This is a genomic window from Streptomyces sp. NBC_00005 (assembly GCF_045160215.1).
Lineage (GTDB): Bacteria > Actinomycetota > Actinomycetes > Streptomycetales > Streptomycetaceae > Streptomyces.
The window spans coordinates 99,955-123,917 of the sequence record NZ_CP108316.1; the positions used below are offsets into that span (position 1 = coordinate 99,955).

The following is a 23,963-nucleotide window of genomic DNA, read 5'->3' on the forward strand; positions in this document are numbered from 1 at the left end:
CTGGAGCCCAGCACGACTACTGCCCGGAGGTACTCCTCAGCGTTGATATCCAAGACTGTCAGCGCCAGTCTCGCATCACCCGCACCTACTTCCGCCTCCACAACGTCGCACGAGAGAAAGCGGCATCGATCCGCCCCATAGCGTGATCAACCGCCCTTGAAGGTCATTCCAGCGCAAAGGGCGCCTTGTCTGACGTGCGCCGGTAGCGTGAGCCGTGGGATACGGGCGTGAAGGGGACGTGCCATGGATCCGATTGCACTGGCCGCAGGGACCGCTCTGGTCGGGGCCATGGCCCACGATGCCTGGGAGGGGGCCCGGATGGGGATGACGGCGCTGTGGCGTCGGGCACGGCCCGAGCAGGCGGACACCGTTGATGCGGAACTGGCTGAAACTCGTGCGCAGGTGGTGGCCGCTCGAGCGGCTGGAGAGAACCAGACGGAGCAGGCGCTGGCGGCGGACTGGCAGTTACGGCTTCAGACGCTGCTTCGGGCCAATCCGGCGATAGCTGTTGAGCTGCGCCAGTTGCTGGACACCCATCTCACGCCCCTGCTCACGGCCGATGAGCGGTCCACAGTCGGTTCCTTGGTGATGAGGGCGGAGGCCTCTGGTAGCGGGAGGGTGTACCAGGCCGGCCGGGACCAGCACATCACCGAGCGATGAGTGCGCCCGAAGACGTCTCGTCCGACGGTGAACCGGGCGGTCTGGACGCTCGCGCGTCGGACAGCGCACGGATCTACCAGGCTGGCCGGGATCAGTACATCGCCGAGCGCGATCTCCATGTGCACTACGAAACCGGCGTGCGACGGGCACGCCGGGCCACGGCCCCCACCCCCACCGCGGAGTGCCCCTATCCGGGATTGGCGGCCTTCGCCGAGGACCAGTCCTCCTGGTTCTTCGGTCGCGACGCGGTGACGGCGGACCTGCTCGTCCGCCTCGACGAGCGTCTGCGGTACGGCGGGGCCCTCGTCGTCGTTGCCCCCTCCGGGGCGGGCAAGTCCTCCATTCTGCGCGCCGGTCTGCTGCCCGCGCTGGCACGTGGTGCGTTGCCCGCGGCGGAATCGGCCCGCTGGCCCCGGGTCCACCTGACCCCCACCGCCCATCCATCAACAGCATTGTTCGCGCACCTCGCCCAAGCTGTCGGAGTGAACCCGCAGAACGCGTACGCGGCACTCAGCATCGGCTCGCAGAAGTGCGTGGCCGTCCTGCACGCGGCGATCGCAGGCGCCGGCCAGTCAGGCAGACGCCTCGTGCTGGTCGTGGACCAATTGGAGGAGCTGTTCACCCTCTGTGGGAGTGAGCAGGAACGGCGGGATTTCCTCGACGTACTGACTGGCCTCGCCCGCTCCCAGCCAGACGGGGCCGGGCCGATGGCACTGGTTGTGCTGGGCTTGCGGTCGGACTTCTACACCCCGTGCGCCGACTACCCCCAGTTGCGTTCCGCCCTGCAGGAGAGGCAGTTGGTAGTCGGTTCCATGACGCAGTCGGAGTTGCGGGAGGCGATCACGTTCCCGGCCAGAGCCGTCGGCCTGGAGGTGGAACCAGGCCTCGTCGAACTGCTGCTGCGTGATCTGGGCGTGCATGCCAGCGGGACGACGCGCCCCTTGTCTAGAGGCGATCCGGCCCAGGGCTACGAGGCCGGGCGGCTGCCCTTGTTAGCGCATGCGCTGCGTGCCACCTGGCAGCAGCGGCACGGCCACGTACTGACCGTCGAGGGCTACCAGGCGACCGGCGGGATCCGCAGCGCCATCACCACGACCGCCGAAAGGATCTTCCACAGCCTGCAACCGGAAGAGCAGAAGATCGCGCGCCCGATATTCTTGAGGCTCGTGAAGATCGGCGACGGAGTCGAAGACACCCGCCGCCAAGTGCCACGTGCCGACTTGATCGACATGGGCCCGGGTCCGGCCACCGTCGTTGCGGCTTTTACCAACGGGCGTCTGCTGACCCAGCACCAGGACACCATCGAAATCACCCACGAGGCGCTGCTTGGGGCGTGGCCGCGGCTGCGCGACTGGATTGAGGCCGACCGTGCGGGCCATCTCCTCCACCAGGACCTCGAAGAATCCGCCGCTGCGTGGACGCGTTCGCATCACGACTCCGGCATGCTCTATCGCGGCCAGCGCCTGGAGGCAGTTCGCGTTTGGGCGAACCGCTCGCACCACACCCACTTCAGCCCGGTCACCTCGGCGTTCCTCGGCGCCTCGATCCACCATTCCCGGCGCGGAACACGGATTCGCCGCGCCGCGATCGCAGTCCTCACCGCCCTGGCACTCATCGCCTCCACAGCCGCCGTCCTCGCTTTCCAGCAGCGTTCCAGGGCGCAGGCACAGCGCGATGAAGCCGTCTTCAGCCAGGTCAAGGCAGAAGCCGGGGGTATGCGCAGCAGCCAGGCGTCCCTGGCAGCCCAACTCAATCTGACGGCTCACCGGATGAGGCCTGACGATCCCGACCTACGGACACGGCTCATCGAGGACGCCAGCAGACCCTTGTCGCGGCCGCTGGCCGGCGGGAGCGGGCCCTTCCACGACGTGGGGTTCAGCCCGGACGGGGACCTGCTCGCTGCCGGCAGCGACGACGGCTCGGTGCAATTGTGGCGATTCACAGATTCCGACGCAATCGAGCCGATTGGCCGCGCCGCGAGCGACGCGTACGACGGTCCAGTCAACGCAGTCGCCTTCAGCCCGGAGGGAGGACTCCTGGCCACGGCGAACAACGACGGGTCGGTCCGGCTCTTCGACGTCGCCGATCCCGCGCACCCACGTCAGCTCGGCCACACACCCACGACCAGCCGGGCAGTGGGGCCGGCGGCGGTCGGAGTCTCTATCAGCCACGACGGACGAGTCATGGTCAAGGCCACCAATGGCGAACAGGTCCAGTCGTGGGACATCAGCGATCCGCGGCGGCCCCGCCTTCTGAGCCGGACGCCTGCCAGTCCTGACGTCTGGGCCATCAGCTCGGTGGCCTTCAGCCCTACGGGACGCTATCTGGCGGGTGGTAGCAGCGACGGCTCGGCGCAGCTGTGGGACATGCGCGATCCCTCAGCCCCCGTGCCGCTCGGCCACACAACAGATGTTCCCGCATCCGACGTCTACGAAGCGGAGGGTGGCGTCTCCTTCAGCCCGGACGAGAAGACCTTGGCGAGTGCGGGTGGCGACGGGTTCGTTCGGCTGTGGGATGTATCTGACAAGAGTCGCCTGACCTTGCTGGGCAGCCCCCTCCAGCAGCAGTTCTCAGCAGCCACGGATGTCGCCTTCAGCCCGGATGGCCGCACCCTTGCCAGCACAACCGCCGCTCAGTACGTGTGCATCTGGAATCTGGCCGACCTGGAGGACGTACCGCTGATGGAATCCTTGCGCGGGCATCTCATCGGTGCCAATGCCCTGGCATTCCGGCCGAGCGACGGCAGCCTCGTCACGGCCGGCGCGGACCCGGCTCCCCTGCTGTGGCAGCTGCCGAGGACCGTGATGAACCGTGATGCCGGCCTGGTCATGGTGGAATCCTTCGCCCCCGATCGAACCATGGTCACGGTGAGTGGGGACGGCGCGATTCGCCGCTGGAGCATCCGCAATGTGGCGCACCCAGAAATCTTGGAGAGCGGACGGTTCGACCGCCCTTCGCGCGACACTCCAATAGAAGAATGGCCGCAGGTCGTCGCCTTGAACTCAGGCGGAGACGCGATGGCTGTGGCTCGCAAAGCCACCGGCGTAGAGCTCTGGGACATCGCAGATCTCCGCCATCCGGCACTGGTGGGAACCCTGCCGAAGACACGTGATGCCGTCTTCACATCACTCGCCTTCAGCCCGGACGGCCACCTGCTGGCCGGCGGGGACCAACTCAGTCCGTGGATCTGGGATGTGACGGATCCGCCTCATACGAAGTTGGTCAAGCGGCTTCCCCGAAGTGGCGCAGGGCTGATCCACATGGATCAGCTGGCATTCAGCCCGGACGGGCATTTGCTTGCCGCACTGAACGGCCCAGAGAAGCAAGTGAGCCTTTGGGACGTGAGGGATCCCGCGCACCCCGATCTCGTCGGCCGGACGCATCGCATCTCGGCTGATGGCGAGTACGCCGTAGCGATGGCCTTCAGCCCGAAAGGGAACCTCATCGCCACGGGCAGCGACAAGGGGAGGATACGCCTGTGGACCGTTTCCGATGCAGGAGTCCCCTCCTTCGCGGGCGCCACGGATGTACCCACCGGAGATGTGGCGACCGTCGCCTTCAGCCCTGACGAGCGCATCCTTGCTACAGGCGGCGGCGACAGCATGCTCAGGCTGTGGGACGTGTCCAAGCCCTCGAAGCCCGCGGCCTTCGGAGAGCCCCTCACTGGCCACACCCGCACCATCGACACCGTGTCCTTCGCCCCGAACGCACCCGTCCTGGTCAGCGACAGCTACGACGGCACCGTTCGACTTTGGCCCACCGAGACCAGCTTCGACATTGACTTGGTCTGCAAGGCGTGTGCGAGCACCCTCACGCGTAATCAGTGGCGCCTACACATGCACGGACTGCCGTACGATCCCCCCTGCCTGGCGGCTCCACGGACCTGATATTCGCGGTCTACGAGCCGGCCATCAGCCCATCCGTGGGCCAGCGATCTGGGAAGCAAGCTGTTGATGCTTGCTCCGCGCTGGGACGCGGCCTCGTATCTGGCCAACTCCACGAGCGGCGGCAACCCCGACAAGAAGGGTGCAGCCACCTTCAGTTACGTGTCGACGCTGACGTACAGCGCGAAGCCGGGTGCGGAGGAGCGCGCGGTGGCGCAGCACATCAAATCGGCGTTCACCAAGCCGTACATGTCGGCACGCCCTGCACAGACGGAGTGAGCCGGGGCGGCTTCTGACTGCCGGAACGGCCGTCGCCCTTGTGCTGCACCGGCTGGTCGAGGGTGGCTGTGACGTTGTTCATCGGGGTCTGGCATGTTGGCTTGGAGCGGGCCCAGTTGGTGGGTCGCGCGGGCGCATTGAGGGGTGGTGACGGGGCGAAGTGGGATCTGGCGCAAGTTCCGTGCGCTGACTACTGAGCGTTAGGCGCGGAGGACGCATTCCAGGAGGAGCGGGAAGCGGCTCGCAGGTTGTGGCGTTGTCAGAGGGGCGTTGTAGTTAATCACCGCAGGAGATGCCGATGATCGTAGGATCGCCGCATGACTGCGGATACGCGAATCGAGCAGGCTGAACTCCTTTACGAGCGCGCTGTCTTCGGCGGCGACACTGGTGCACTGGCCACCGCCGACCAGGGTCTCGATGCGGTCGAGGCAGACCTTGCCCTGGCCCGTGGCCGTCTTGTCCATGCCCGTTTCCTGGAGGAGCGGGTCGAGGACGCACGGGAGCTGGAGCTGTTCGAGCGCGCAGCAGAGTTGTACAGGCGGCTCGGCGATGCACGGGGGGAGGGGGAGGCACTGTTCTGGGCCGGTACGTTCCATCAGGTGGTCCGCGATGACACGGAGACTGCCCTGCCCTTCTTCACGCACGCTCTTGATCTCGCCACCCAGGCCGACGACCGGCTGACCATGTCCTACGCCCTTCGACACCTTGGTTTCGCGGAGCACATGGCTGGACGGCTGGATGCGGCGCGAGCGCACTTCGAGGAGTCCACCCGTCTACGTCGCGAACACGGATTCCTGCCGGGGGTGGCCGCAAATCTGATCATGCTCGCCGAGTTCGCTGTCGAGCAGAACCGGCGGGACGAGGCTGCGGCACTCCTCAAGGAGGCTGCCGAGCTGGCCGAGAACACCGACTCCAACGGCGTCCTGCGCTGGGTGACGGGAGCCCGCGAGAGGCTCGACCTGGCGTGAGAAGGTGTGGCGCTTCGCTTTTCCCGGCGTCCTTTTGAACAGTGGCCAGGGTGGAATTCTGTGAGCCTGGCGAAGTTCCGTGAGCCGACTACGGAGTGTCAGGTCAATAGGACGCGCTTTCGGAGCAGAGGCAGTCCGGCTCGGCCGGAGGACACGCCTCTGGAACAGGGGAGGCCTGGCTGTACGGACAGGGGCGTCAGGGAGTCGGCTCCCTGACGCCCGTGACGTATGTCAGGCGTCGACCAGGTCTAGGAGACTCTGGAAGCGCCGGGCGACGTACTCATCCGCGCAAGCCCGCTTCACTCCACGGTCCTTCTGAAGGCCGCTGACGTCATCACTGATGATCTCGCGGTCTTCCTTGAACATCTGCTCGATCAGAGGCGCGGCGCTGTTGCTGTAGAAGACCTTGCGACCGCATCGTGCCGTAGCCGCCCGGCTCGCCGATGTAGCACAGGGTCATCCAGCGGACGATCTGCACCCGCACGTCGGCAGGAACCGCCGCGAGCCCGCCGAATTCGGGGAACAGCCGGAGGGCGGGTCCGTGGGAGGCATTGGCCCTCCAGCTGTGGCCGATCTTCTCCAAGGCTTCAAGCTGGCTGCGGAAGAATGCGGCTCGCTGGGCCTTACGGAAGTACGGCAGGATGCCGGCTGCGTGGGCGACGCGGACCTGGAGCTCGGTGAGCGGCGTACGTCCGACCTTGTCCATCTGGTACGTGGCCAGGTCAACGCGTACGGAGTTGCCCGTGTAGGCATCGATTTCCTGGATGAGGACGTAGGAGTTTTCGCGGACCAGGTCGGGTTCCGAGTCGTCCAGAGCCACGCTCAGCAGGAACTTGAGGATCTCCAGCTGCCGGGTCTCGGGGGCGTGCTTGTAGTCGGTCAGGAGATCGGGGTCGGCAGCGACGGGGCCCGACGCCTGGACGATCTGCTTGACCTCCGAGACGTGGATGAGCGTGATGGGGTCGCGCGAGAGGACCGCGTCGATGCAGGTCTTGAAGATGTAGATGCAGTCCTCGATGCCGGCCTCGTACTCCGCGTCCTCGTGCTCCAGGTCGCGGCGGATGTCGTAGGCGCGGGTCATCTTGCGCCACTCGGGCCGGCTCAGCAGCCCCATCCGGTACGACAGGTCGATGAGCTTCGCGGTGGAGTAGTTCTCGATGTCCTCGGCGCCGCGGCTGCCCCTGTTGATCGGCGGCAGCCTGTGGGCTGCGGCGACTTCGGAGGCGATGTCGATACCGGCGATCTGGACCTTCTCGCGAAGGTCCTGGACGGCGGCGTTCAGCAGTCGCTGGCAGGCGCTGCTCGGGTCCACCGGCAGCAGACGCCGGACCCGTTCGATCAACCCCTTGGACTGCCACTGCGGCCGGATCTGCCCCATGAGGGCGGGAACCTCGCTGTTCGAGATCAGATCGCTTGCCGGATGAAGTACGACTTCCCCCACTGATTGCTCCTTGCACAGTTCGCGCGAATCGTCTGACGATCGTAGAGACCCGCTCACCTGACGGACTCGGAATTTCTCCCGGTCGACCCGGTGCATCTGCTCGGCGGTGGCACGCGCGCGACGCCGGGCAGACAAGCTGGTGGCCACCGCTTCGGTATCGGCGGTGCTGGCGGCCGAGGCCACGTACGCCGACGGCATCGCGGAGAACCCTGTTCCGTGAGGGCCGCATTGACCACATCGGGGCTGCTTCTCACCGGTACGCCCTACAGGGTGGACAAGGCGCCGCTGGGTCCCTCTGACTGTTTATCAGGGGTCAGATGTTGCCACCTGATCTCGCACTGCTGCGCCCGTCGGTGCGCATAGAGCAGACAAGGCGCCGGCTAGCCCGACTGCGCGGCGAGGGGCTGGTTGAGCGCATCGCCCTGCCGCATGCCGGACGGCTGCGCGTGCGGTTCCCCACCCCCTACGGCGCGCAACTCGCCTCCGAATGGCCCGAGTTGCGCAGACGCCGGCCACGGGGCACGGTGTCCGATCCGACCGCAGCACGGCTGAAGGTTGGTCACACGCTAGCGGTGACCGAGACCACCCTCCTCTTCCTCGAGGACGCCCGCCGCCACGGCGAACTGTGCCGGCCGCTGGACTGGATCCCCGAGATCCACCACCCCATCGGTGGCAGGGAGGCCGTCATCCCCGACGCCCTGATGTACTACCAACGCGGTCCAGCCGACGGCGAGCGCGGGTCGATGCTGCGGGCCTTCGTGGAGGTCGACCGGGCACCATGGGCCCCGAACGTCTCGCCGCGAAGCTGCCTGCGTACGAGCGCTTCTTCCGCTACGTGCCCACGCTCCCGGGGCGCCGCCTGCCAACCATCCAGGAGTCGGCGCTCGAGCTGGAGGACTGGCGCCGGGCACTACCCGCTCTTCCCCCGCCTCCTGTTCGTCCTGGACGGCACCGGGCCCGCCGGTGTCGAGAACCGGATCGACGCCCTGCGCGCGACCGCCAGGGCGCTGGCGCGGTCCTTCCTGCACGAAATTCCCGTCCTCGCCGCATCCCTGGCCGACCTGCTCCAGCATGGCCCCTCCGCACCCGTATGGCACCCCGTCCACGACCGCGACCAGCGCGTCCACTGGACCCAGTCCCGGCACCCGTAGGGGTGACGAAGGCAGCCCGCTCACCGTGCAGGAGGCCCCCGAGGGGCTTCTCTTTCCCCCGGGGCCGGGTACTACCTGGGACGACTTCGGCAAGCGCGCGTTGAGGGTTGTCCGCCAGCCCGGTCTCAACGGGCCTACGGACAGCCGAGTTCGCGGCTTGTCGTTGGCCTGGGTGGCGAACTGCCGCATCCGGCCTGGCTCGAGGTCAGGCGAGGTCGCTTCGTCGTAGAGCTCCTGGGCGACGTGCTCCAGTTGCACGCGGTCAGGGGGCGGAGGTTCGACGAGGGCGCGCGATCGTGGAAGGACGTGTTGAGAACGACGGCCACGCCGTCAATGGGCCGACTACGTTGCCGCCGACGCCCGGGATGCGGGATGGTGCTGCGCATGGGGGCCGAAGACACACCCGAGGGCGAGCCGCGGGGGCAGAGAGTTGCAGCCCCAAGGCGGGGGTTGAGGCGAAGGGTTGGCCGCCGAACCGTCCTGATCGGGGTGATCGGGACGGGACTTCTTTGGCTGTTGCTCGCGCTTGCCGTGGTTTTGGGCGGTCCGCTGAGCATCGGCGGCGGCATGTCGCCGGTCCCGCAAGAGACTCTCGCCATCGGCCTCGGCGCGCCGTCCGCAGACCAATGGGTGGGGCTCACATGCCTTGAGAGCGCCGAGCCGGACTCCTCTCACCCGTGCCGCCTGCCGGACGGGCCCGTGCCCATGGGCACGGTGCGCTTGCACCTCTCTCTGCGGGCAGCCACCGCCGACGTGCTCGTGACCGACGTGACCATCCGCTACCTGAACGAGCCGCTCAGCAAGGCGCACCGCACCCTCGCACTGCCTGCCGCCACGTCCTCTGCGCAGAGGTCTTCTGTTCCTTCCCCTGTCATCACCACGACGGCTCGGCTTCCTGCGAGGGACGGCGCGGAGCAGGTGACGCTGTCAGACCTCATCCTGATTGAGGAGGGGCATGAGGCGATCGTCGGCATCACGCTTGTGGATGCAGCCAAGGGCGGCACCAAGCCGTGGATCGCCGGGTTCTGCGTCGAAGTCGAGGGGCAGGTGGTATCCATCCATGGCTCAGTGGGGCGCTCGACGGACGCTGTCGGGTGCTGGCGCGGCGTACTGGCGCACACCGGTGATCTCATCACCTCGCGGGCGCCCGGAATTCCATCCGCAACTCCAGGTCTGACGCGTCACTCGGCAGGATGATGACGGACCCTTCCTTGGGACGCCAGTCCTTGGGGATCAGGAAGCATCGGCTGCCGGATCTGATGAGCATTTTGAGGCCGGTGATGCGATAGCGGTATAGGGGCTCTGCGTCGTCGCCCGCTACCTTCTGTCTCGCCAGCTCGACGACTTTGATCCCGGGGGTACGTTCCGGGAAGATGTCCTCCTTGCTGTAGATGACGACGTCAGGCTCGTCATGGAGTTCGCTCAAGGTGATTTCGGCCGTACGGCGGCCCAGTATCTCCGCGTAGCTCGCCGCCGTCGCAAAGAGCGAGAGAAGGGCCAGCACAATGGCCGTGTCCCGCCACAGTTGGCCGTGGACCGGAGACTGCTGAGGTCCAAGTGAGTGGCCGTAGGCTATTGCTGCGAACCCGACGACCATGAGCAACGGGCCCCATGGTGGTTCCGTCTCGCTCCCGCTGTCCAGCGCTGCGACGACGGCGAGACCGAGGCACACGGCCACGATGCCCGTCAGTCCAAGCCCTCGCCCCCATTGCCGTACCAACTCCGGTGCGGTTGCGGCGTGTTGCAGGACGAGATGGTGTGCGTACACACAGAAGAACGTCACCAAGCCGAGGGCCAGAAGGGAGGGATATGCCAGTCGGACCCCGCGCACCATGTAGTCGACCAGAGAGAACTCCAACAGGCTCGTATCGACGTGGAAGTAGCGGAACGACGCGCGGGTGGAGACCCAGCCAAAGTAGAAAACCAATGCCGTCAGGACCGCCGTTTGCGACACCAGCGAGGTGAGCAGCGAGATCGCCCTGCTGCTCCCGTCCTGGCCCCCCGCTGTGCCGGCCTCCGGGTCCGCGAGCGTGTCCGCTTGTGTGTCCGCGCTTGCGTCCCGATCCGTCTGCGGCGTGCTTGTCTGCCGGTGTCCTCCCGGTCGTCCCTCTCCAGGATGCAACCCTGCTGTTACCGGATCCTGTGCACTCGCTTCCGCCACGGGACCATCCTCTGGTCTGCCTGGTGTCCGCAGAGGGTGAACGACCACAATTCCTCTGCCCAAGCTCAGCAAGAGGACCTGCGCCGCACGTTCCCCGTCGCTCGCGGGCCCTACGCAGGGAATCCGGACTGACGGTCTTGGTCGCCCAGGCCAGCCCCAGTACAAACCATCCGGCCGGTGACAGCGGCGAATTGCTTGTCATCTCCTTCCCCCCTCGGCGTCGCCGTCAGCGTCCGGTTGATCTTTCGCTCCGGCCCTGGGGGCAAGCTGGTATCGGGCCGTGAGCGCGTGTCGCCCGGTGAGAGCGGGCGGCTTCAGACGCCGCCCGCGTTGGTCGACGGGGCCGGGGCGCACGGCTCGCTCAGCCTGGCCCGTATGGACAGGCTGAGCGAGTCTGCTTCGTGCGGGGGCTCACCGTTTTGCGGCTTCTCCCCATTGCGGCTGCACCGTCTCGCCGGGCTCTGCAGAGGAAGGCTGGGAGGGGGATAGAGCGGCATCGTGGGGGGTGTGCTCGTGTGAATCGGGGCGTGCGGGGAGGGTGTTGGTGACGTCGGGCCGGTTGGCGGCCGTGGCGAGCAGGGTGCTGATCCGGCGCGCGAAGTCGGCTCCGGGTGTGGGCAGGTCCATCTCGGGCTGGCGGAGGTAGCCGACAGCGACGGCGGTGGGGACGTAGGCCATGAGTTCGGTGATGGCGGCGGAGCGAGGGCGGGCGCTGTTATTCGCCAGGTGGCGCAGGATTCGCAGGGTCGTGGAGGTGGAGGTGCTGGTGATCCGATGCTCTGCCGGGTGCCACGTGTCGGGGGCATCGGTGTCCGGGCTCGGGATGGCCTGAGCGGGCGGCTCGGGCGGGGGTTGGACGTCGTCGGTCTGGCGGTGCCACCAGTCGGCGGTGTCGCTCTCCCCCAGGGCCAGGTGGTGGAGGTAGAGGCAGTACGCGGCGGCGGCCTGCCCGGCGCCGGCTGCGTACTGCCACCAAAAGCGTGCCCCCGCATAAGCCAGCACCTTTAACAGATGCAGAACTGGAATCACTCTTTGACCGCTGTATACCGACCGCGCGCGAACTGGCCGATCTCTATGAAGCGCACGTCAAGACATAACTCCAGGCCAGCCCGTCACCTGATGAAATCGACCAGTAGTGGGCTAGGAATCATTTATGCTGGCCGAGCCAGCTAGCCCGGCCCCAGCCTCTCGCGTACGGCTTGGCGCTCCAGCTCAACCCACAAACACCGTCAGAGCCATCCTTGCGAAAACCATTGGTGCCCGGCTTGCTCCGCTGATGGACTGACGTCCTACCGTGAGTCTGCCGCGTGACGGAGGTAGTGGTTGTGACAGGCTATGACGTGCTTGCCGAGGTGTACGAATGGCTCATCTCGGATGCAAAGTTGCCTCCAGCCGAGTTCGCTGCGTCGTTCGACGACGTCCTCAATCTCCTGCCGTCGAACGCTCACGTCCTCGACTGTTCGTGCGGAACCGGACAGTTGGCGGTTGGCCTCGCCGGTCGTGGCATGCAGGTTGTCGCAACTGACGCCAGCGAGGCGATGGTTCGTCGGACTGCAGAATTGTCTGAGGAGTTCGGGGCATCCCTCCGGCCCGTACGCGCGAACTGGGAAGAGTTGCCCGACCATTTCCAGGACAACACGTTCGACATGGTGTTCTGCGTTGGCAACTCGCTTCACCATGCCACGGGCGCGACAGGCAGGGGTGCTGCTCTGGAGTCGATGTCACGGCTTCTGCGCCCCGGCGGGCGCTTGGTACTCACATCCCGCACTTGGGAACTCGTGAGGGCCAGAGGTTCCCGGCTGGAGATCAGTGACCGACTCGTCCGCCGGAACGGTCGCGATGCCGTCGTGGTCTACCGCTGGGAGATTGCGCCGCATTGGGAGGAGGAGCACCACATCGAGATTGCGATCGCGCAAGTTGATGCGACCGGGTTGGTTCTTGTCCGCTCGGAACTGCTGTCCTGCTGGCCCTACCGGTACGAGGAACTCGAAGTCGAGCTGCACCGGGTCGGACTCCAAACGGAACTGAGCACGTTCGATCTTGAGGCCGAGAACTACATGGTGGTCGCGAGCAAGGTATAAACACCGGACTCTCAGTCCCTGGCCGGACCGCGCGGTTGCTCGCAGGACGCTTGCGCCCTCTCATCGGTGCTACCGCGGTCGGAGTGAAATATCGCGCCCGCTCGTCAAGCAGATCGCCGCACAGTTCGCCGAGCGGATCGAGAGGTGTGCCGAGCCGCTGTCCGAAGCCGGCCGGACGCGGCTGTCACGGATGGCGACCCGGATCGTGACCACGGACGCCGAGGTGGGCGGCATCGACCTGCGCAGCACAGCCCGCTGACCGGGCTCCGTCAGAGGGAGCTGCGCGGCACCGTCACCACGTGCTTGCCCACGACGCCGCCGCGCTCGAACGCCTGGTGCGCGGCGGCGATGTCCGCGAGCGGGTACACGCTGTCGACCACCGGCCGCAGCGCACCCGAGTCGACCTGGCCGGCCACATCGCGCAGCACGGGGGTCTCGGGGTTGGCGCTGAAGGTGCGGATGCGGCGGGAACTGTGGACGCTGGAGACGGCGATCGCGGCCAGGGCCGACGGGGACAGTGCGACGGTGACCATCCGGCCGCCCTTGGTCAACCGGCGTCGGTAGCAGTGCAGTTCCGTGCCGACGGTGTCGACGATGACGTCGAACGGCCCGATCCGGTCCGAGGTGGTGGAGCGGTAGTCCAGGACCTCGTCGGCGCCGAGGTCGGTGAGGAGCTCGGCGTGCCGGTCGCGGGCCAGCGCGGTCACATGGCCACCCATCGCGTGCGCCAACTGCACGGCGGCCGTGCCGACTCCACCGGCCGCGCCCCGCACGAGGACCCGTTCCCCGGCCTTGATGCGCACGCTGTCGCGCAGCGCGATCAGCGCCGTAGAACCCGCGACCACCAGGGCTGCCGCCTCGACCGACGAGAGGTCCGCCGGGGCGTGCGCGATACGGTCCGCGGAGACCACGACGTACTCGGCCGCCCCGGCGACGGAGTGCCGCTGCCGCGGATGCACCATGCCCCACACCCGGTCCCCCACCCGGTAGCCCGCAACGTCGGCGCCGGTCGCGGCGACGGTGCCCGCGAAGTCGAGCCCCGTACCGATCGGGAACCGGCGTCCCGACACCATCTTCAACTCCCCCGCCCGGACGATCACATCGTGCCCGTTCACGCTGGACGCCTCGACCGCCACCAGGACCTCACCCGCACGGGGAGCGGGCCGGTCGACGTCATTGACCCGCAGGACGTCCGCCGCGCCGTAACTCATGACCTGAACGGCCTTCATGTCGCTGTTCCTTCCGTGACCGGCTGTGGTTGATCCGATGCTGGACCCCGCGCGCGACATCACGGTCGTTCTCCTTTTCCTCGGTCCGGCAGACCCACCCTCGCGAGCCACGCACGCCGCATACTGGCGCCGTGACCGACTCCACCCACGCCATGAGCGACGATCCCCGCCGCGAACTCGCCGAGTTCCTGCGCACCCGCCGAACCCGGCTGCGGCCACAGGACGTCGGCCTGGAGCCCGGCCCGCGCCGACGCGTAGCCGGACTGCGGCGGGAGGAACTGGCGCTGCTGGCCGGGGTGAGCTCGGACTACTACCAGCGCATGGAACAGGGCCGCGAGGTCCGGCCCTCCGCACAGGTCCTCGACGCCCTCGCCCGCGCCCTCAACTTCTCCCCCGAGGAGACCCGCCACCTGCACAGCCTCGCCGCCGCCGCACGCACCCCGGCCCGCCTGCCACGTTCGTACGCGCCGGAGGAGGTACCGGACACCACGCTGCGGCTGCTGCGCACCATGACCTCGCCCGCTCTGGTCGTCGGCCGGTTCCTGGACGTGCTGGCCTGGAACCCGCTCGGCGGCGCCCTGCTGGGCGAGTTCACCCGGCAGCCCCAGCCTCAGCGGAACCTGCTGGCGCTGTTCCTGCACCCCGAGGCCGACCGGACCTGCCCGAACCGGGCGGCCACCGTCACCGAGCTGATCGGCATGCTGCGCACCCAGGTCGCCGCCGATCCCGGCCACCCGCGCGCGGTCGAGCTGGTGGGTGAACTCGCCGTCCGCAGCGACGAGTTCGCGGCCCTGTGGGCCCTCCACGACGTGGAGGAACCCACCCGCGGCCAAATGCGCCTCAACCACCCCCAAGTCGGCGAACTCAACCTGGACTGGGACGCCTACCCGATACCCGGCAACCCCGGCCCCGCACTCATCGTCTGCACCGCCGCCGAAGGCACTCCCGACGCCGAACGACTCCACCTCCTCGCCAGCCTGCTCAACACGCGCTGACCCACAGCAGACTGACGAGGCAGAACCAGTGCGACACACCCGCCCACAGCCTGGAGACCTTGACCGGCCACGCAACTCGGTGGAGGCGGTCTTCAGCGCCTCGGTAAAGGTCGGCGCGAGGGCAGCGAGGACGTCGATGGCCTCCGCGATGTACCGGTAGGCGGTGGTGGCGCCGATGCCGAAGCCTGCGGCCAGTTGGGCGTAGGTGTGGCCGGAGCGCAGGTGTGCCAGAACGAGGAGGGCCTGGCGGTCCGCGCTCACACGGCACCATCGTGTTCCGCGTTCCTGGCGGCGGGCCCGTAGACGGGCGGAAAGGTAGCGCAGAGTCGAGGCGGACACATCGAGGCCTGACGCGTAGACAAGCACGCGGAAGCTCCTGGTGGGCACGTGATCTTGGTCGTGAACCCGTCTATCAGGGGCTACTTCATGTCCACACACCACCTCACGAGCCCAACTGACGGCCTCTCCGGTGAGGTTGGAGAAGGTTCGCTGTCACCACGCCACCCAATCAGTGAGCTTCTTCGAGCGGGCCACCGATCGGGTGACGGTCCGTGAAGCGCAACGAGCGAGGCCCCCGGGCAGTTGATCGAGATGTCTGACGTCTCAACCACGCTGCTCAGGGGCCTCGTTAGTCATCTATCCTGCCGCACTCGACCTGCCACATGCGCTCGTGGAGTGGGTCACCATGCTCATCGTCACCCGTGAGGGTGACCGCCGCTGCAAGCTCCGTCCGTCTCAGCGCGCGATAGTGGCACTGGTGTACCTGCGCGAGCACACCACCCTGGCGAAGGTCGCTGCCGGGTTCGGGATCAGCGAGTCCACCGCCCACGCCTACACCAGCGCGGTCATCGACCTCCTCGCCGACCGTGCACCGGGCCTGCTGAAGGTCCTACGCGAGCAGGATCCGGACTTCGTCCTCCTGGACGGCACGCTCGCCGAGTGCGACCGGGTCGGCGACGGACGGGCCGACTACTCCCACAAGCACCGCCGGCACGGGGTGAACGTGCAGGTAGTCACCGATCCGGACGGCCGGCTGCTGTGGCTCTCGCCCGCGCTGCCGGGCCGCTCCCACGACCTGACCGCCGCCCGCACCCACCGGATCATCCGCATCTGCAAGCGCCAGAGCGTCCCCATCCTGGCCGATCTCGCCTACCAGGGCGGTGGCCCCTGGCTGACCACGGGCATCAAACGCAGGCCCCTGCGGGAACTCACCCCTACCGAGAAGACCGTCAACCGGGCTCTGGCCGCGGCACGGGCACCGGTTGAGCACGGCGTGGCCTGCCTGAAGTCCTGGCGGATCTTCCGCAGGTCCCGCTGCAGCCCCAACCGCATGACGTCAATCGCCAAAGCCATTCTCACCCTGGAGCGGCAACGCTGAAGAGGCTCAGTGTTTGTGAAGCGTCAGTAGGATCACGTCATGCGTTCCCGACAGCCCGCCGCTACCTGCTGTCTACCCTGCTGGTCGTGGCACTGGTCGCGTTCGGCTACTACGCTCTGCAGCCCGTCCGAGCAGCTTGTGCCCTCAACTCCGGCCCCTATGGCTCCACCTTCACCCCAAACAACGCCCACGCATCCGGCGATGGTCATTGCGGTGAAGAGCGCACGCGGTTCCTGACCTGGCTCGGGCGATGGGCACACCCGACCGGTCGAAGCCGCTGAGCTCAGGGTTTCCGCTGGTCAGGAGCTGCCTGACAGTCGCTGAATTGGCCGGTTGGTGGGCCCCTGATCGGTGGTGCCGTGGCTGTTGACGGTCCCCTTCCACCCGATCCGAGCGGTACGACGCAGGCTCAGAAGCCAGGTTGGAAAGCCTCACTCCCCCTCGTCAAGAGTGCGGTAGCCCGAAATCTCGATTTCCGAGTAGTGGACGAAGACGCCCTGGTTGCCGACCCCGATGTCGTGGTCCGCATAAGCCTCCACCGTGAGGTAACCGTAGCCCTTCTCGCTGTTGAACCACTTGAAAAAGCTCTCAGCCATGCCCTGCCTCCGGTGGCCCGACATGCACAATGGCCGGACATCGCCTTTCATCATGTGATGGTGGACCTTTAGGGTGTCAGTGATCGAAAACGGAGGGATCATGAAAAAGGTTTTGCGATTTAGGGTCGTCGCGCTCCTGCTGACTGTTACGGCCTTCAGTCTGGCGTTTCCTGGCGCCGCAAATTCTGCGCCCGGCAACTCTGGGAATATTTCCTCGTCGTACTCCAACTCCTGCGCAACGGGGTGGGTGGCGCCTGCGTCCGATGAGATGCCCATCCGGTCTCAGGCGCGGAACAATGCCACCGTTCTGGAAAGGGTCAAGCTGGGTTACATCATTCGCTGCTCGAAACACGTAGCGGTTACAGGTGACCACTACAACGGATGCGGCATCTATGACGCCAGCGCGTGGCTCATTGTGCTGACGGATGACGGGGTGCTGGGCTATACCGCGATGACGTGTTGGAGGGATTTCCACTGAGCCCTGAAGCAGCTCGAGTACACCTCTACGATCTACGTGAGGAAATAGCAAGGCTCGGGCTTCTCGTCCCAAAGCTCCCCGCCGGAATGACGCTCAGCAAGCGACCGGATGAGTACCTGGCTCACGACGATGACGGTCAGGTCGTCAGCCGTTGAACTCAACATGATCCTCCGCCATTCTGAGGCTGGAGCTGGTCGCCGGCACCGGTGCCCAGTTCCTGGGACGGCTCCGCGCCAACCGCCGCACCCCGGTTCTGGTCATGCTCGCGGACGGCTCCTACCTGTCCGTCCTCGGCACCCTCCCGGTCCGGGTCGTAGAAGCACAGATCGCTGTGACCTGCGACGACAGCAGCACCTTCACCGGCTCCTACCGCCTGGTGACAACTCCTCACCGGCGCCCGCCGCTACCCGGCCGGCGGTCTCGTCGGCCTCTACCACCAGCGGTGGGAGCACGAATCTGCCTACTTCGCGCTGCGGCACACCGTGATGCGGGGCCGGGTGCTGCGGTCGGGCGACCCGGTCGGTGTCGAGCAGGAAATGTGGGCCCTGCTCAGCCTCTACCAGGCCCTGCGGACCGTGATGGTCGAGGCGGCAGAGTCCCGGCCGGGCACCGACCCGGACCGATGCGGCTTCACCATCGCCCTGCACACAGCCCGTGACCTGGTCGTCCAGGCCGGGAGCATCACCGGAAGTGCAACGATCGGCGTCATCGGCCGAAAACCAGATCCTGCGCCAGCAGCTCGGGCAGCGCGCTGCCATCGTCCACGCGCTGCCCCCGCAGCCTCGGCCGCCGACGGCCCACGCGGAACGCGACCTTCATAGCAGGTGAAGCCGACCTCGACGAACGCCTAAAGGATCATGCAGGTGGTGGCGTGGGCGATCAGTTTGCCTTGGTCGTCGAGCACCTTGCCTTCGGCGGTCGCGGTGCGGCGGCCAGCGTGGATGACGATGCCCTCGGCGGTGAGGGTCTGGCCGTCGGTGCGGGCGGCGCGGATGTAGTTGACCTTGAGTTCGAGGGTGGTGTAGCCGGTTCCGACGGGGAGGGTGGTGTGGACGGCGCAGCCCATGGCGGAGTCGAGGAGGGTGGCGGCGATGCCGCCATGGACGGCGCCGAGGGGGTTGGCGAAGTCGGGGCGGGTGTCGAGGGAGATGACGATGCGGCCGTGGGCGACCTCGTCGAAGCGCATGCCGAGAAGGCGGCCGATGGAGGGGATCTCGGTGGGGCGTTCGGTCTGCACCCAGCGCATCAGTTCCAGGCCGGTCATGGCGCTGAGGTCGGTGGTGGTCACGGGTCGTTCTCCTTGCATGGTGCTGGTGGTGCCGCCGCCCCGAGGGGCGGTGTGTTCATCAGGCGGGGAGGGGCTGGATGCGGGCGGGGACGTGTTTGTGCCAGGGGGTTCCGGCGATGGGGTCGCGCCAGGTGAGGTCGGTGAGGGTGTTCAGGGCGACGCCGGTGCGTTCGGTGCCGCCGTCCTGGGTGGGCAGATCGAGGCCGAAGCCGTTGGGCAGGGCCGCGTGCCCGGGTTGCAGGCGGTCGTCGATCTCGACCACCGCCTCAGCGGTGCCGCGCGACGTGGTGATCTGGGCGAGAGCGCCGTCGGACAGGCCCAACTGTTCGGCGTCGTGCGGGCTGACGCGCAGCGTGCCCTGGGGGTCGCGCTTGCGCCAGGTGTTGTCGCGGAAGATGGTGTTCGCGGTGAACGCCCGGCGCTGGCCGGCGGCCAGGACGATCGGGAAGTCGTCGCTGGTGTGGACGGCGGGGGTGGTGTCCAGGTCTGCGAGGAGGCCGGGGAGTTCGGGGATGGGCAGCGGGATGCGGTGGCCGGGGTGGCGCACGTAGGTCCAGGCGTCGCCGTACTCGTCCTCGGTGAACGTGATGCCGGACCGGCCGCCCAGCATGGCGTCGAACAGGGCGTCGGGGCTTCGGTGTCCGGCCCGGCGCATGGCGGTGGGGTACTCCTTGGCGATGGGCTGGGCAAGCGCCCACAGCACGGCGCCGGAACGGGCGCCTGCGGGAAGGGTGCGGCCGAGGGTCTCGTACAGCAGATACGGGGCCATGGCGAAGGTGCTCTTGTCGAGCGCGGCGAGGGCGGCGAGGGCGGCGAGGGCGGCGAGGGCGAGCTTGTAGGGCGTGCGGCCCAAGCGGGCCGCGGCGCGCAGCAGGGTCAGCCTGCTGCGGGGGACGGCGTTCAGCTCGCGGACGAGGCGGGCGTATATCTCGGGTTCGGGCAAAGTGCCGGGCAGCGGATCGAGGACCGGGGCACGCAGGTGGAAGGTGTTGTGGGGGAACTCGCAGGTGATTCCCCTTGATCGTGGGCACCTGGAGACTGGGATCTCGAGGTTCCAGAGGAAGTAGCACCAGGTGGGAAGCAAGTACACGAAGCGGTACACCGAAGAGTTCAAGCGGGACGCGATCGCGCTCGTCGACTCCTCGGGCAAGACGGTCACGGCGGTCGCCCGGGAACTCGGCATCAGCTCCGAGTCCCTGCGCGGCTGGTACCGCAAGGCGAAGGCGGAGCAGGGCGAGGGCACTCCCGGCGAATTGAGCAGTGCCGAGCGCGAGGAGCTCAAGCGGCTGCGGCGGGAGAACCGCGATCAGCAGCAGACGATCGAGATCCTGAAAAAAGCGACCGCCTTCTTCGTGAAGGACAACGACCGGTGAGCGAGTTGCGCCGGTTCATCCATGCGGAGAAGGCGAACTACCCGATCGTTGTGTTGTGCCGGGTGCGGCACGTCGCCCGCTCCTCCTACTACGCGTGGCGCGAGGGCGAGGCCGCCCGCCATGTCCGGCAGGCCGCCGACGACGCGCTCGCGCACGAGATCACGGTGCTGCACGTCGCCTCCCGCCGCACCTACGGTGTCCCGCGCATCCACGCCGAACTGCGGCGTCCAGGGCGGCGGGTGAACCGCAAGCGCATCGCCCGCGTGATGCGCGAGCGCGACATCCGAGGCGTCACCCGGCGCAAGCGCCGCTCGTTGACCCGGCCCGACAAGAAGGCGAAGCCGGCCCCTGACCTGATCGGCCGCGACTTCCACGCCGAGCGGCCCGGGATCAAGCTGGTCGGCGACATCACCTGCCTGCCCGCTGCCGAGGGCTGGCTCTGCCTCGCCTGCTGGCTGGACCGGGCCACCCGCGAGGTCGTCGGTTATGCCATGGCTGATCACCACCGCGCCGAACTGGTCATGGACGCCCTCGACATGGCCGACGGCCGGGGGAACCTGGAGCCCGGCTGCGTGATCCACAGTGACCGCGGCAGCGAATACACCTCGACCCAATTCCGCGACCGAATAAGGGAGTTGGGACTGCGGAACAGCTGCGGACGCACCGGATCATGCTTCGACAACGCGGCCGCGGAGAGTTTCTGGGCCCTGCTCAAGGAAGAGATCGGCACCCGCATCTGGCCCGACCGGGCCACCGCCCGCGCCGAGGTCTTCACCTTCATCGAGACCTTCTACAACCGCCGCCGCCTCTGCAAGCACAAGACCTTCGGCTACCTCACCCCGGCCGAGACCAGGCAGCGACATCAACACGCCCTCACGGCATATCCGACGAGTGTCCAAGATCACGGGGAAACTTCACCCACCACAGCTTCACCGTCGCCACGGACATCCCGGTCTACTTCTGCGACCCGGCAAGCCCCTGGCAGCGCGGCTCCAACGAAAACACCAACGGCCTGCTGCGGCAGTACTTCCCGAAAGGAACCGACCTGTCCGTCCACAGCCGCGAGCACCTGGACGCCGTCGCCGCCCAGCTCAACGGCCGCCCACGCAAAACGCTCGGCTGGGAAACCCCAGCCGAGCGTCTGCATAAACTGCTCGCCGTCTGACACAACCGATCATGTGTTGCGACGATCCCTAGAAACCAACGACGCCGGCCAGGGGCCCTTGATGCGATGGGGCTGTCTCAGCCGTCGGACTCCGACGACGGGAGGTAGGCGCCCGGTACGTCCTTGGGCGCGTAGATCTTGCTGTCGCCGGGGTACGGCTTGGCCCAGTTGTGGGTCTGGTACCAGGTGTAGCGGTTCATCTGGGTGGGGTTCGCGTAGTCGGGCACGGCGTTCGGGCCCGTCAGCCGCTGGTGCGACGCCCAGGTCTTCCACTGCGCCGCGACCTTCGTCTCGGCCGCCGGCACCGAGACCGTCGTCGGTGCGGCCGCCGCCTTGCTGTCCTGGGGCGCGGGGGTGTCCGAGCCGCAGGAGGGCTGGGGGCTTACGCCGAGGGTCAGCGAGGTCCGGTTGGGCACCGCCGTGAACGGCGTGTCGTCCGCCTTCGACGTGAACGCCCCGTACATCGGGGTAGCCGCGCTGTCGAGCTGGTTCATCGGGTGGACCCCGAGGATCTGCTCGATGGTGCGGACCATGGTGATCTGCGAGTAGTAGTGGTCGTCGACGGTGTCGTGCTTGGCGTACGGGCTGATGACCTGGACCGGGGCGCGGTGGCCGTCGACGTGGTCGAGACCGGCCTGGGAGTCGTCCTCGACGACGAAGATCGCCGAGTCCTTCCAGTCCTTGCTGTGCGTGATCTCGTCGACCATCCTGCCGACCGCGAGGTCGTTGTCGGCGACCTCGGCGGCAGCGTTCGCCGGGCCACCGGTGTGGTCGTTGGAGAACCAGAACATGTTCAGGTTCGCCGGACCGTTCTTCTCGAAGTCCTGCTGCCAGATCTGTTCCTTGTAGACGTCCGGGACGTCGAGGTCGAACAGCGGGAAGCCCTGCACCGACACCTTGTTGAGCGAAGGGATCGCCGAGCCCGTCTTGATGGGGTACGCGGTCTGCGCTCCGGTCGCGGCCATGTTCTTGCTGTCGCAGTACAGGTTCTGCCAGGTCGCGCCGGACGGCTTGGTCTCCAGCGACTGGAACTCGCCGAAGTCCTTGACGGACTTGCCGGCCGCCTGCGCACCGCTCCAGATGAACCCGGACTTCTGGTGGCCGAGGACGTCGTTCTCGGTGTCGTAGCTGCGCGTGTACTCGCCGGCCGAGGACTCGGTGTACTCCGGGTTGTCGGACTGCATCAGCCAGTTGTGGCCCTCGGCGGAGTTCGTGCCGATGTCGTAGAAGTTGTCGTACAGACCGAACTGCTGGGCCAGCGCGTGCTGGTTGGGCGTCACGTTCTCGCCGAACTGCGTGAGCGAGGAGTTGCCGTTGCCCTGCGGGAGGTCGCCGAAGACCTGGTCGTAGGTGCGGTTCTCCTTGACGAGCAGGAAGACGTGCTTGATCGTCGAGGGGTCGCCGAGACGGGCGGGGACCGGGACGGCCTTCGTGCGGCTCTTGCCCGTGGCCGTCTTCACCGACCCGGCCGTCCAGCCGTTCTGCTTGAAGACCTTGGCCGTCTGGGACCTGACGACGAGGTCGCTCGGGAGCGTGAACTGAGTCAGGCTCGACGTCGTGTCATGGGTGTTGTGGCCGGCACCGTCGGGGCGGAGCGCGTCGATGCCACGGGTGTTGGAGACGACCACCTTCTTGCCGACGGTGGTGATTCCCGAGGGGAAGTAGTCCGTCGGGAGCAGGCCGATGTAGCGGGCGGGCTGCTGCGGGGAGGTGTAGCGGTAGACGGCGACCGCGTTGGCGCGGCCGAGCGTGACCAGCAGACGGCCGTCGTCGGTGAGCGTCACCGCGTTGGGCTCGTAGCCGACCGACGCCTCGGGCCACGGCTGGGTGGCGATGGTCTGGACGACCTTGTCCTTGCGGGTGTCGATGACCGACACGCTGTTGTCGGCGGTGTTGGTGACGAACACCGCGCCCTTCTTGGCGTACACCGCGGTCGGGTGCAGACCGACGTCGATGGTGCCGACGGCGGCGGAGGGGTCCGCGGTGTCGATGACGCTGACCGTGCCGGTGGTGGTGGCACCGGTGTCGGGGTTCGCCGGCACATCGGTGCCGTAGGAGTTGATGGTGGTGTCGCCGGCCTTGGCCGGGCGCCCGCCCTCGTTGCTGACGTAGAGCTTGCCGCCGACCAGGGCGAGACCGCGCGGGGCGGTGCCGACGGCCCAGCTCTGCTTGATGGTTCCGGTCGCCTCGTCGATGGCGACCACCTTGTTCTGACCGTTGACCGCGGAGTACACGGTGGAGCCGTCGGCCGAGAACACCGCCGCGCCCACCAGCGCCTGCTTGGAGCCGTCGGCCGCGATCGGTACGGCTGTCGGGTCGGAGAGGGTGCCGTCCGCGTTGACGGTGAACTTGGTGTAGCCGTCGGCCTGGCCCAGCCACAGCTGCTTGCCGTCGGGCGAGTACGTCGGGCCCTCCTGGCCGACGGCGCCGTTCTTGATGCGCAGGTCGTCCGCCGCGTTGGTGCCGACCTTCTGCTTCACCTGCCCGGTAGCCAGGTCCATGACCACCAGGGACGCGTCACCGTCGGCGACCGAGGCCGCGAGGTGGGTGCCGTCCGGGCTGACCGTCGACGACATGATCTTGCCGTCGTTGATGACGGTGCGGCTGCCGTACGGCTTGATGTACTGGTCGCTGGAGATGACCTGGCCGTTGGCGGTGGTCTGGCCGACCTGCTGGGTGCCGAACTGGTACGTCGAGGCGACCGCGGTGCCCGTGACGCCGAGGGCGACGGCGATGCCTGTCGTCACCAGCAGGGCACGGCGGCCGACGTGTCTACCGAAGAGGTTGACTTGCTTCTTCTCGTTGAGCCGACGCTGGCGGGTTACCTGCACGGAAC

Annotated in this window: 19 protein-coding genes and 3 pseudogenes; 13 read left to right on the top strand and 9 right to left on the bottom strand. The window is 67.4% G+C overall.

Annotated features, from left to right (window positions below):
• The first annotated feature begins 243 nt into the window (after window positions 1-243).
• The 4 genes from OG303_RS00515 (at window position 244) to OG303_RS00530 (ending at window position 5,791) form a co-directional block, all read left to right on the top strand.
• Window positions 244-660: a hypothetical protein gene (locus OG303_RS00515; RefSeq protein WP_405863587.1), complete on the top strand. Its 417-nt coding sequence runs from the start codon at window positions 244-246 to the stop codon at window positions 658-660.
• Window positions 657-4,547 (top strand): NACHT and WD repeat domain-containing protein, encoded by a 3,891-nt coding sequence (locus OG303_RS00520; RefSeq protein ID WP_405863589.1) that lies wholly within the window; start codon window positions 657-659, stop codon window positions 4,545-4,547. Before OG303_RS00515 ends, OG303_RS00520 begins: the two co-directional genes overlap by 4 nt.
• 66 nt (window positions 4,548-4,613) lie before the next feature.
• Complete coding sequence (locus OG303_RS00525; RefSeq protein ID WP_405863591.1) at window positions 4,614-4,823, top strand: hypothetical protein; 210 nt, start codon at window positions 4,614-4,616, stop codon at window positions 4,821-4,823.
• A gap of 317 nt (window positions 4,824-5,140) precedes the next feature.
• Entirely contained in the window at window positions 5,141-5,791 is a 651-nt protein-coding gene (locus tag OG303_RS00530) for a tetratricopeptide repeat protein (RefSeq protein WP_405863593.1), read from the top strand.
• A gap of 334 nt (window positions 5,792-6,125) precedes the next feature.
• On the opposite strand, the gene OG303_RS00535 is transcribed toward OG303_RS00530, so the two are convergent.
• Complete coding sequence (locus OG303_RS00535) at window positions 6,126-7,415, bottom strand: hypothetical protein (RefSeq protein WP_405863595.1); 1,290 nt, start codon at window positions 7,413-7,415, stop codon at window positions 6,126-6,128.
• 134 nt (window positions 7,416-7,549) lie between these two features.
• Between OG303_RS00535 and OG303_RS00540 the strand changes: the two genes are divergently transcribed.
• Window positions 7,550-8,383, top strand: a complete 834-nt coding sequence (locus tag OG303_RS00540; RefSeq protein WP_405863597.1) for a replication-relaxation family protein — start codon at window positions 7,550-7,552, stop codon at window positions 8,381-8,383.
• 489 nt (window positions 8,384-8,872) lie between these two features.
• Complete coding sequence (locus tag OG303_RS00545; RefSeq protein ID WP_405863599.1) at window positions 8,873-9,580, top strand: hypothetical protein; 708 nt, start codon at window positions 8,873-8,875, stop codon at window positions 9,578-9,580.
• On the opposite strand, the gene OG303_RS00550 is transcribed toward OG303_RS00545, so the two are convergent.
• Together OG303_RS00550 and OG303_RS00555 are read right to left on the bottom strand one after the other, a co-directional pair.
• Window positions 9,516-10,544 carry a hypothetical protein gene (locus tag OG303_RS00550; RefSeq protein WP_405863601.1) on the bottom strand — a complete coding sequence of 343 codons (1,029 nt, stop codon included), beginning with the start codon at window positions 10,542-10,544 and terminating at the stop codon, window positions 9,516-9,518. The genes OG303_RS00545 and OG303_RS00550 overlap by 65 nt on opposite strands.
• Window positions 10,545-10,955: 411 nt before the next feature.
• Window positions 10,956-11,546, bottom strand: a complete 591-nt coding sequence (locus tag OG303_RS00555) for a hypothetical protein (RefSeq protein ID WP_405863602.1) — start codon at window positions 11,544-11,546, stop codon at window positions 10,956-10,958.
• A 323-nt stretch (window positions 11,547-11,869) separates the two neighbouring features.
• On the opposite strand from OG303_RS00555, the gene OG303_RS00560 reads away from it, so the two are divergent.
• Window positions 11,870-12,625, top strand: a complete 756-nt coding sequence (locus OG303_RS00560) for a class I SAM-dependent methyltransferase (RefSeq protein ID WP_405863604.1) — start codon at window positions 11,870-11,872, stop codon at window positions 12,623-12,625.
• A gap of 269 nt (window positions 12,626-12,894) precedes the next feature.
• Here OG303_RS00560 and OG303_RS00565 read toward each other — a convergent pair whose 3' ends face one another.
• Window positions 12,895-13,854, bottom strand: coding sequence for an NAD(P)-dependent alcohol dehydrogenase (locus OG303_RS00565; RefSeq protein ID WP_405863606.1), 960 nt, complete (start codon window positions 13,852-13,854; stop codon window positions 12,895-12,897).
• 152 nt (window positions 13,855-14,006) lie between these two features.
• Between OG303_RS00565 and OG303_RS00570 the strand changes: the two genes are divergently transcribed.
• Window positions 14,007-14,849: a helix-turn-helix transcriptional regulator gene (locus OG303_RS00570; RefSeq protein ID WP_405877021.1), complete on the top strand. Its 843-nt coding sequence runs from the start codon at window positions 14,007-14,009 to the stop codon at window positions 14,847-14,849.
• A 75-nt stretch (window positions 14,850-14,924) separates the two neighbouring features.
• Here the strand turns inward: OG303_RS00570 and OG303_RS00575 are convergent.
• Window positions 14,925-15,215: pseudogene (locus OG303_RS00575) on the bottom strand (transposase family protein); the annotation flags it as partial.
• A 319-nt stretch (window positions 15,216-15,534) separates the two neighbouring features.
• On the opposite strand from OG303_RS00575, the gene OG303_RS00580 reads away from it, so the two are divergent.
• Window positions 15,535-16,227, top strand: coding sequence for a transposase family protein (locus OG303_RS00580; RefSeq protein ID WP_405863608.1), 693 nt, complete (start codon window positions 15,535-15,537; stop codon window positions 16,225-16,227).
• 431 nt (window positions 16,228-16,658) lie between these two features.
• On the opposite strand, the gene OG303_RS00585 is transcribed toward OG303_RS00580, so the two are convergent.
• A complete protein-coding gene (locus OG303_RS00585) occupies window positions 16,659-16,823 on the bottom strand; it encodes a cold shock domain-containing protein (RefSeq protein WP_405863610.1) in 165 nt (54 codons plus the stop codon).
• A 73-nt stretch (window positions 16,824-16,896) separates the two neighbouring features.
• On the opposite strand from OG303_RS00585, the gene OG303_RS00590 reads away from it, so the two are divergent.
• Window positions 16,897-17,301 (top strand): hypothetical protein, encoded by a 405-nt coding sequence (locus OG303_RS00590; RefSeq protein WP_405863612.1) that lies wholly within the window; start codon window positions 16,897-16,899, stop codon window positions 17,299-17,301.
• Window positions 17,302-18,148: 847 nt separating this feature from the next.
• Here OG303_RS00590 and OG303_RS00595 read toward each other — a convergent pair.
• Together OG303_RS00595 and OG303_RS00600 are read right to left on the bottom strand one after the other, a co-directional pair.
• Window positions 18,149-18,589, bottom strand: coding sequence for a PaaI family thioesterase (locus OG303_RS00595; RefSeq protein WP_405863614.1), 441 nt, complete (start codon window positions 18,587-18,589; stop codon window positions 18,149-18,151).
• Window positions 18,590-18,647: 58 nt separating this feature from the next.
• A complete protein-coding gene (locus OG303_RS00600; protein ID WP_405863616.1) occupies window positions 18,648-19,532 on the bottom strand; it encodes a molybdopterin dinucleotide binding domain-containing protein in 885 nt (294 codons plus the stop codon).
• Window positions 19,533-19,662: 130 nt separating this feature from the next.
• Between OG303_RS00600 and OG303_RS00605 the strand changes: the two genes are divergently transcribed.
• The 3 genes and pseudogenes from OG303_RS00605 to OG303_RS00615 all read left to right on the top strand — a co-directional run.
• A complete protein-coding gene (locus OG303_RS00605; protein ID WP_405863618.1) occupies window positions 19,663-19,962 on the top strand; it encodes a transposase in 300 nt (99 codons plus the stop codon).
• Window positions 19,959-20,753, top strand: a pseudogene (locus OG303_RS00610) (IS3 family transposase); the annotation flags it as partial. The gene OG303_RS00605 and the pseudogene OG303_RS00610, both read left to right, overlap by 4 nt.
• 128 nt (window positions 20,754-20,881) lie before the next feature.
• Window positions 20,882-21,127 (top strand): annotated as a pseudogene (locus tag OG303_RS00615) (IS30 family transposase); the annotation flags it as partial.
• Between the two features lie 77 nt (window positions 21,128-21,204).
• Here OG303_RS00615 and OG303_RS00620 read toward each other — a convergent pair.
• A complete protein-coding gene (locus OG303_RS00620) occupies window positions 21,205-23,958 on the bottom strand; it encodes a phosphoesterase (RefSeq protein WP_405863620.1) in 2,754 nt (917 codons plus the stop codon).
• Window positions 23,959-23,963 lie beyond the last annotated feature (5 nt).

Coding starts and splice junctions, on each gene's coding strand:
- OG303_RS00515 (WP_405863587.1), top strand. CDS start 244: ATGGATCCGATTGCACTGGCCGCAGGGACCGCTCTGGTCGGGGCCATG.
- OG303_RS00520 (WP_405863589.1), top strand. CDS start 657: ATGAGTGCGCCCGAAGACGTCTCGTCCGACGGTGAACCGGGCGGTCTG.
- OG303_RS00525 (WP_405863591.1), top strand. CDS start 4,614: ATGCTTGCTCCGCGCTGGGACGCGGCCTCGTATCTGGCCAACTCCACG.
- OG303_RS00530 (WP_405863593.1), top strand. CDS start 5,141: ATGACTGCGGATACGCGAATCGAGCAGGCTGAACTCCTTTACGAGCGC.
- OG303_RS00540 (WP_405863597.1), top strand. CDS start 7,550: ATGTTGCCACCTGATCTCGCACTGCTGCGCCCGTCGGTGCGCATAGAG.
- OG303_RS00565 (WP_405863606.1), bottom strand. CDS start 13,854: ATGAAGGCCGTTCAGGTCATGAGTTACGGCGCGGCGGACGTCCTGCGG.
- OG303_RS00570 (WP_405877021.1), top strand. CDS start 14,007: ATGAGCGACGATCCCCGCCGCGAACTCGCCGAGTTCCTGCGCACCCGC.
- OG303_RS00580 (WP_405863608.1), top strand. CDS start 15,535: ATGCTCATCGTCACCCGTGAGGGTGACCGCCGCTGCAAGCTCCGTCCG.
- OG303_RS00585 (WP_405863610.1), bottom strand. CDS start 16,823: ATGGCTGAGAGCTTTTTCAAGTGGTTCAACAGCGAGAAGGGCTACGGT.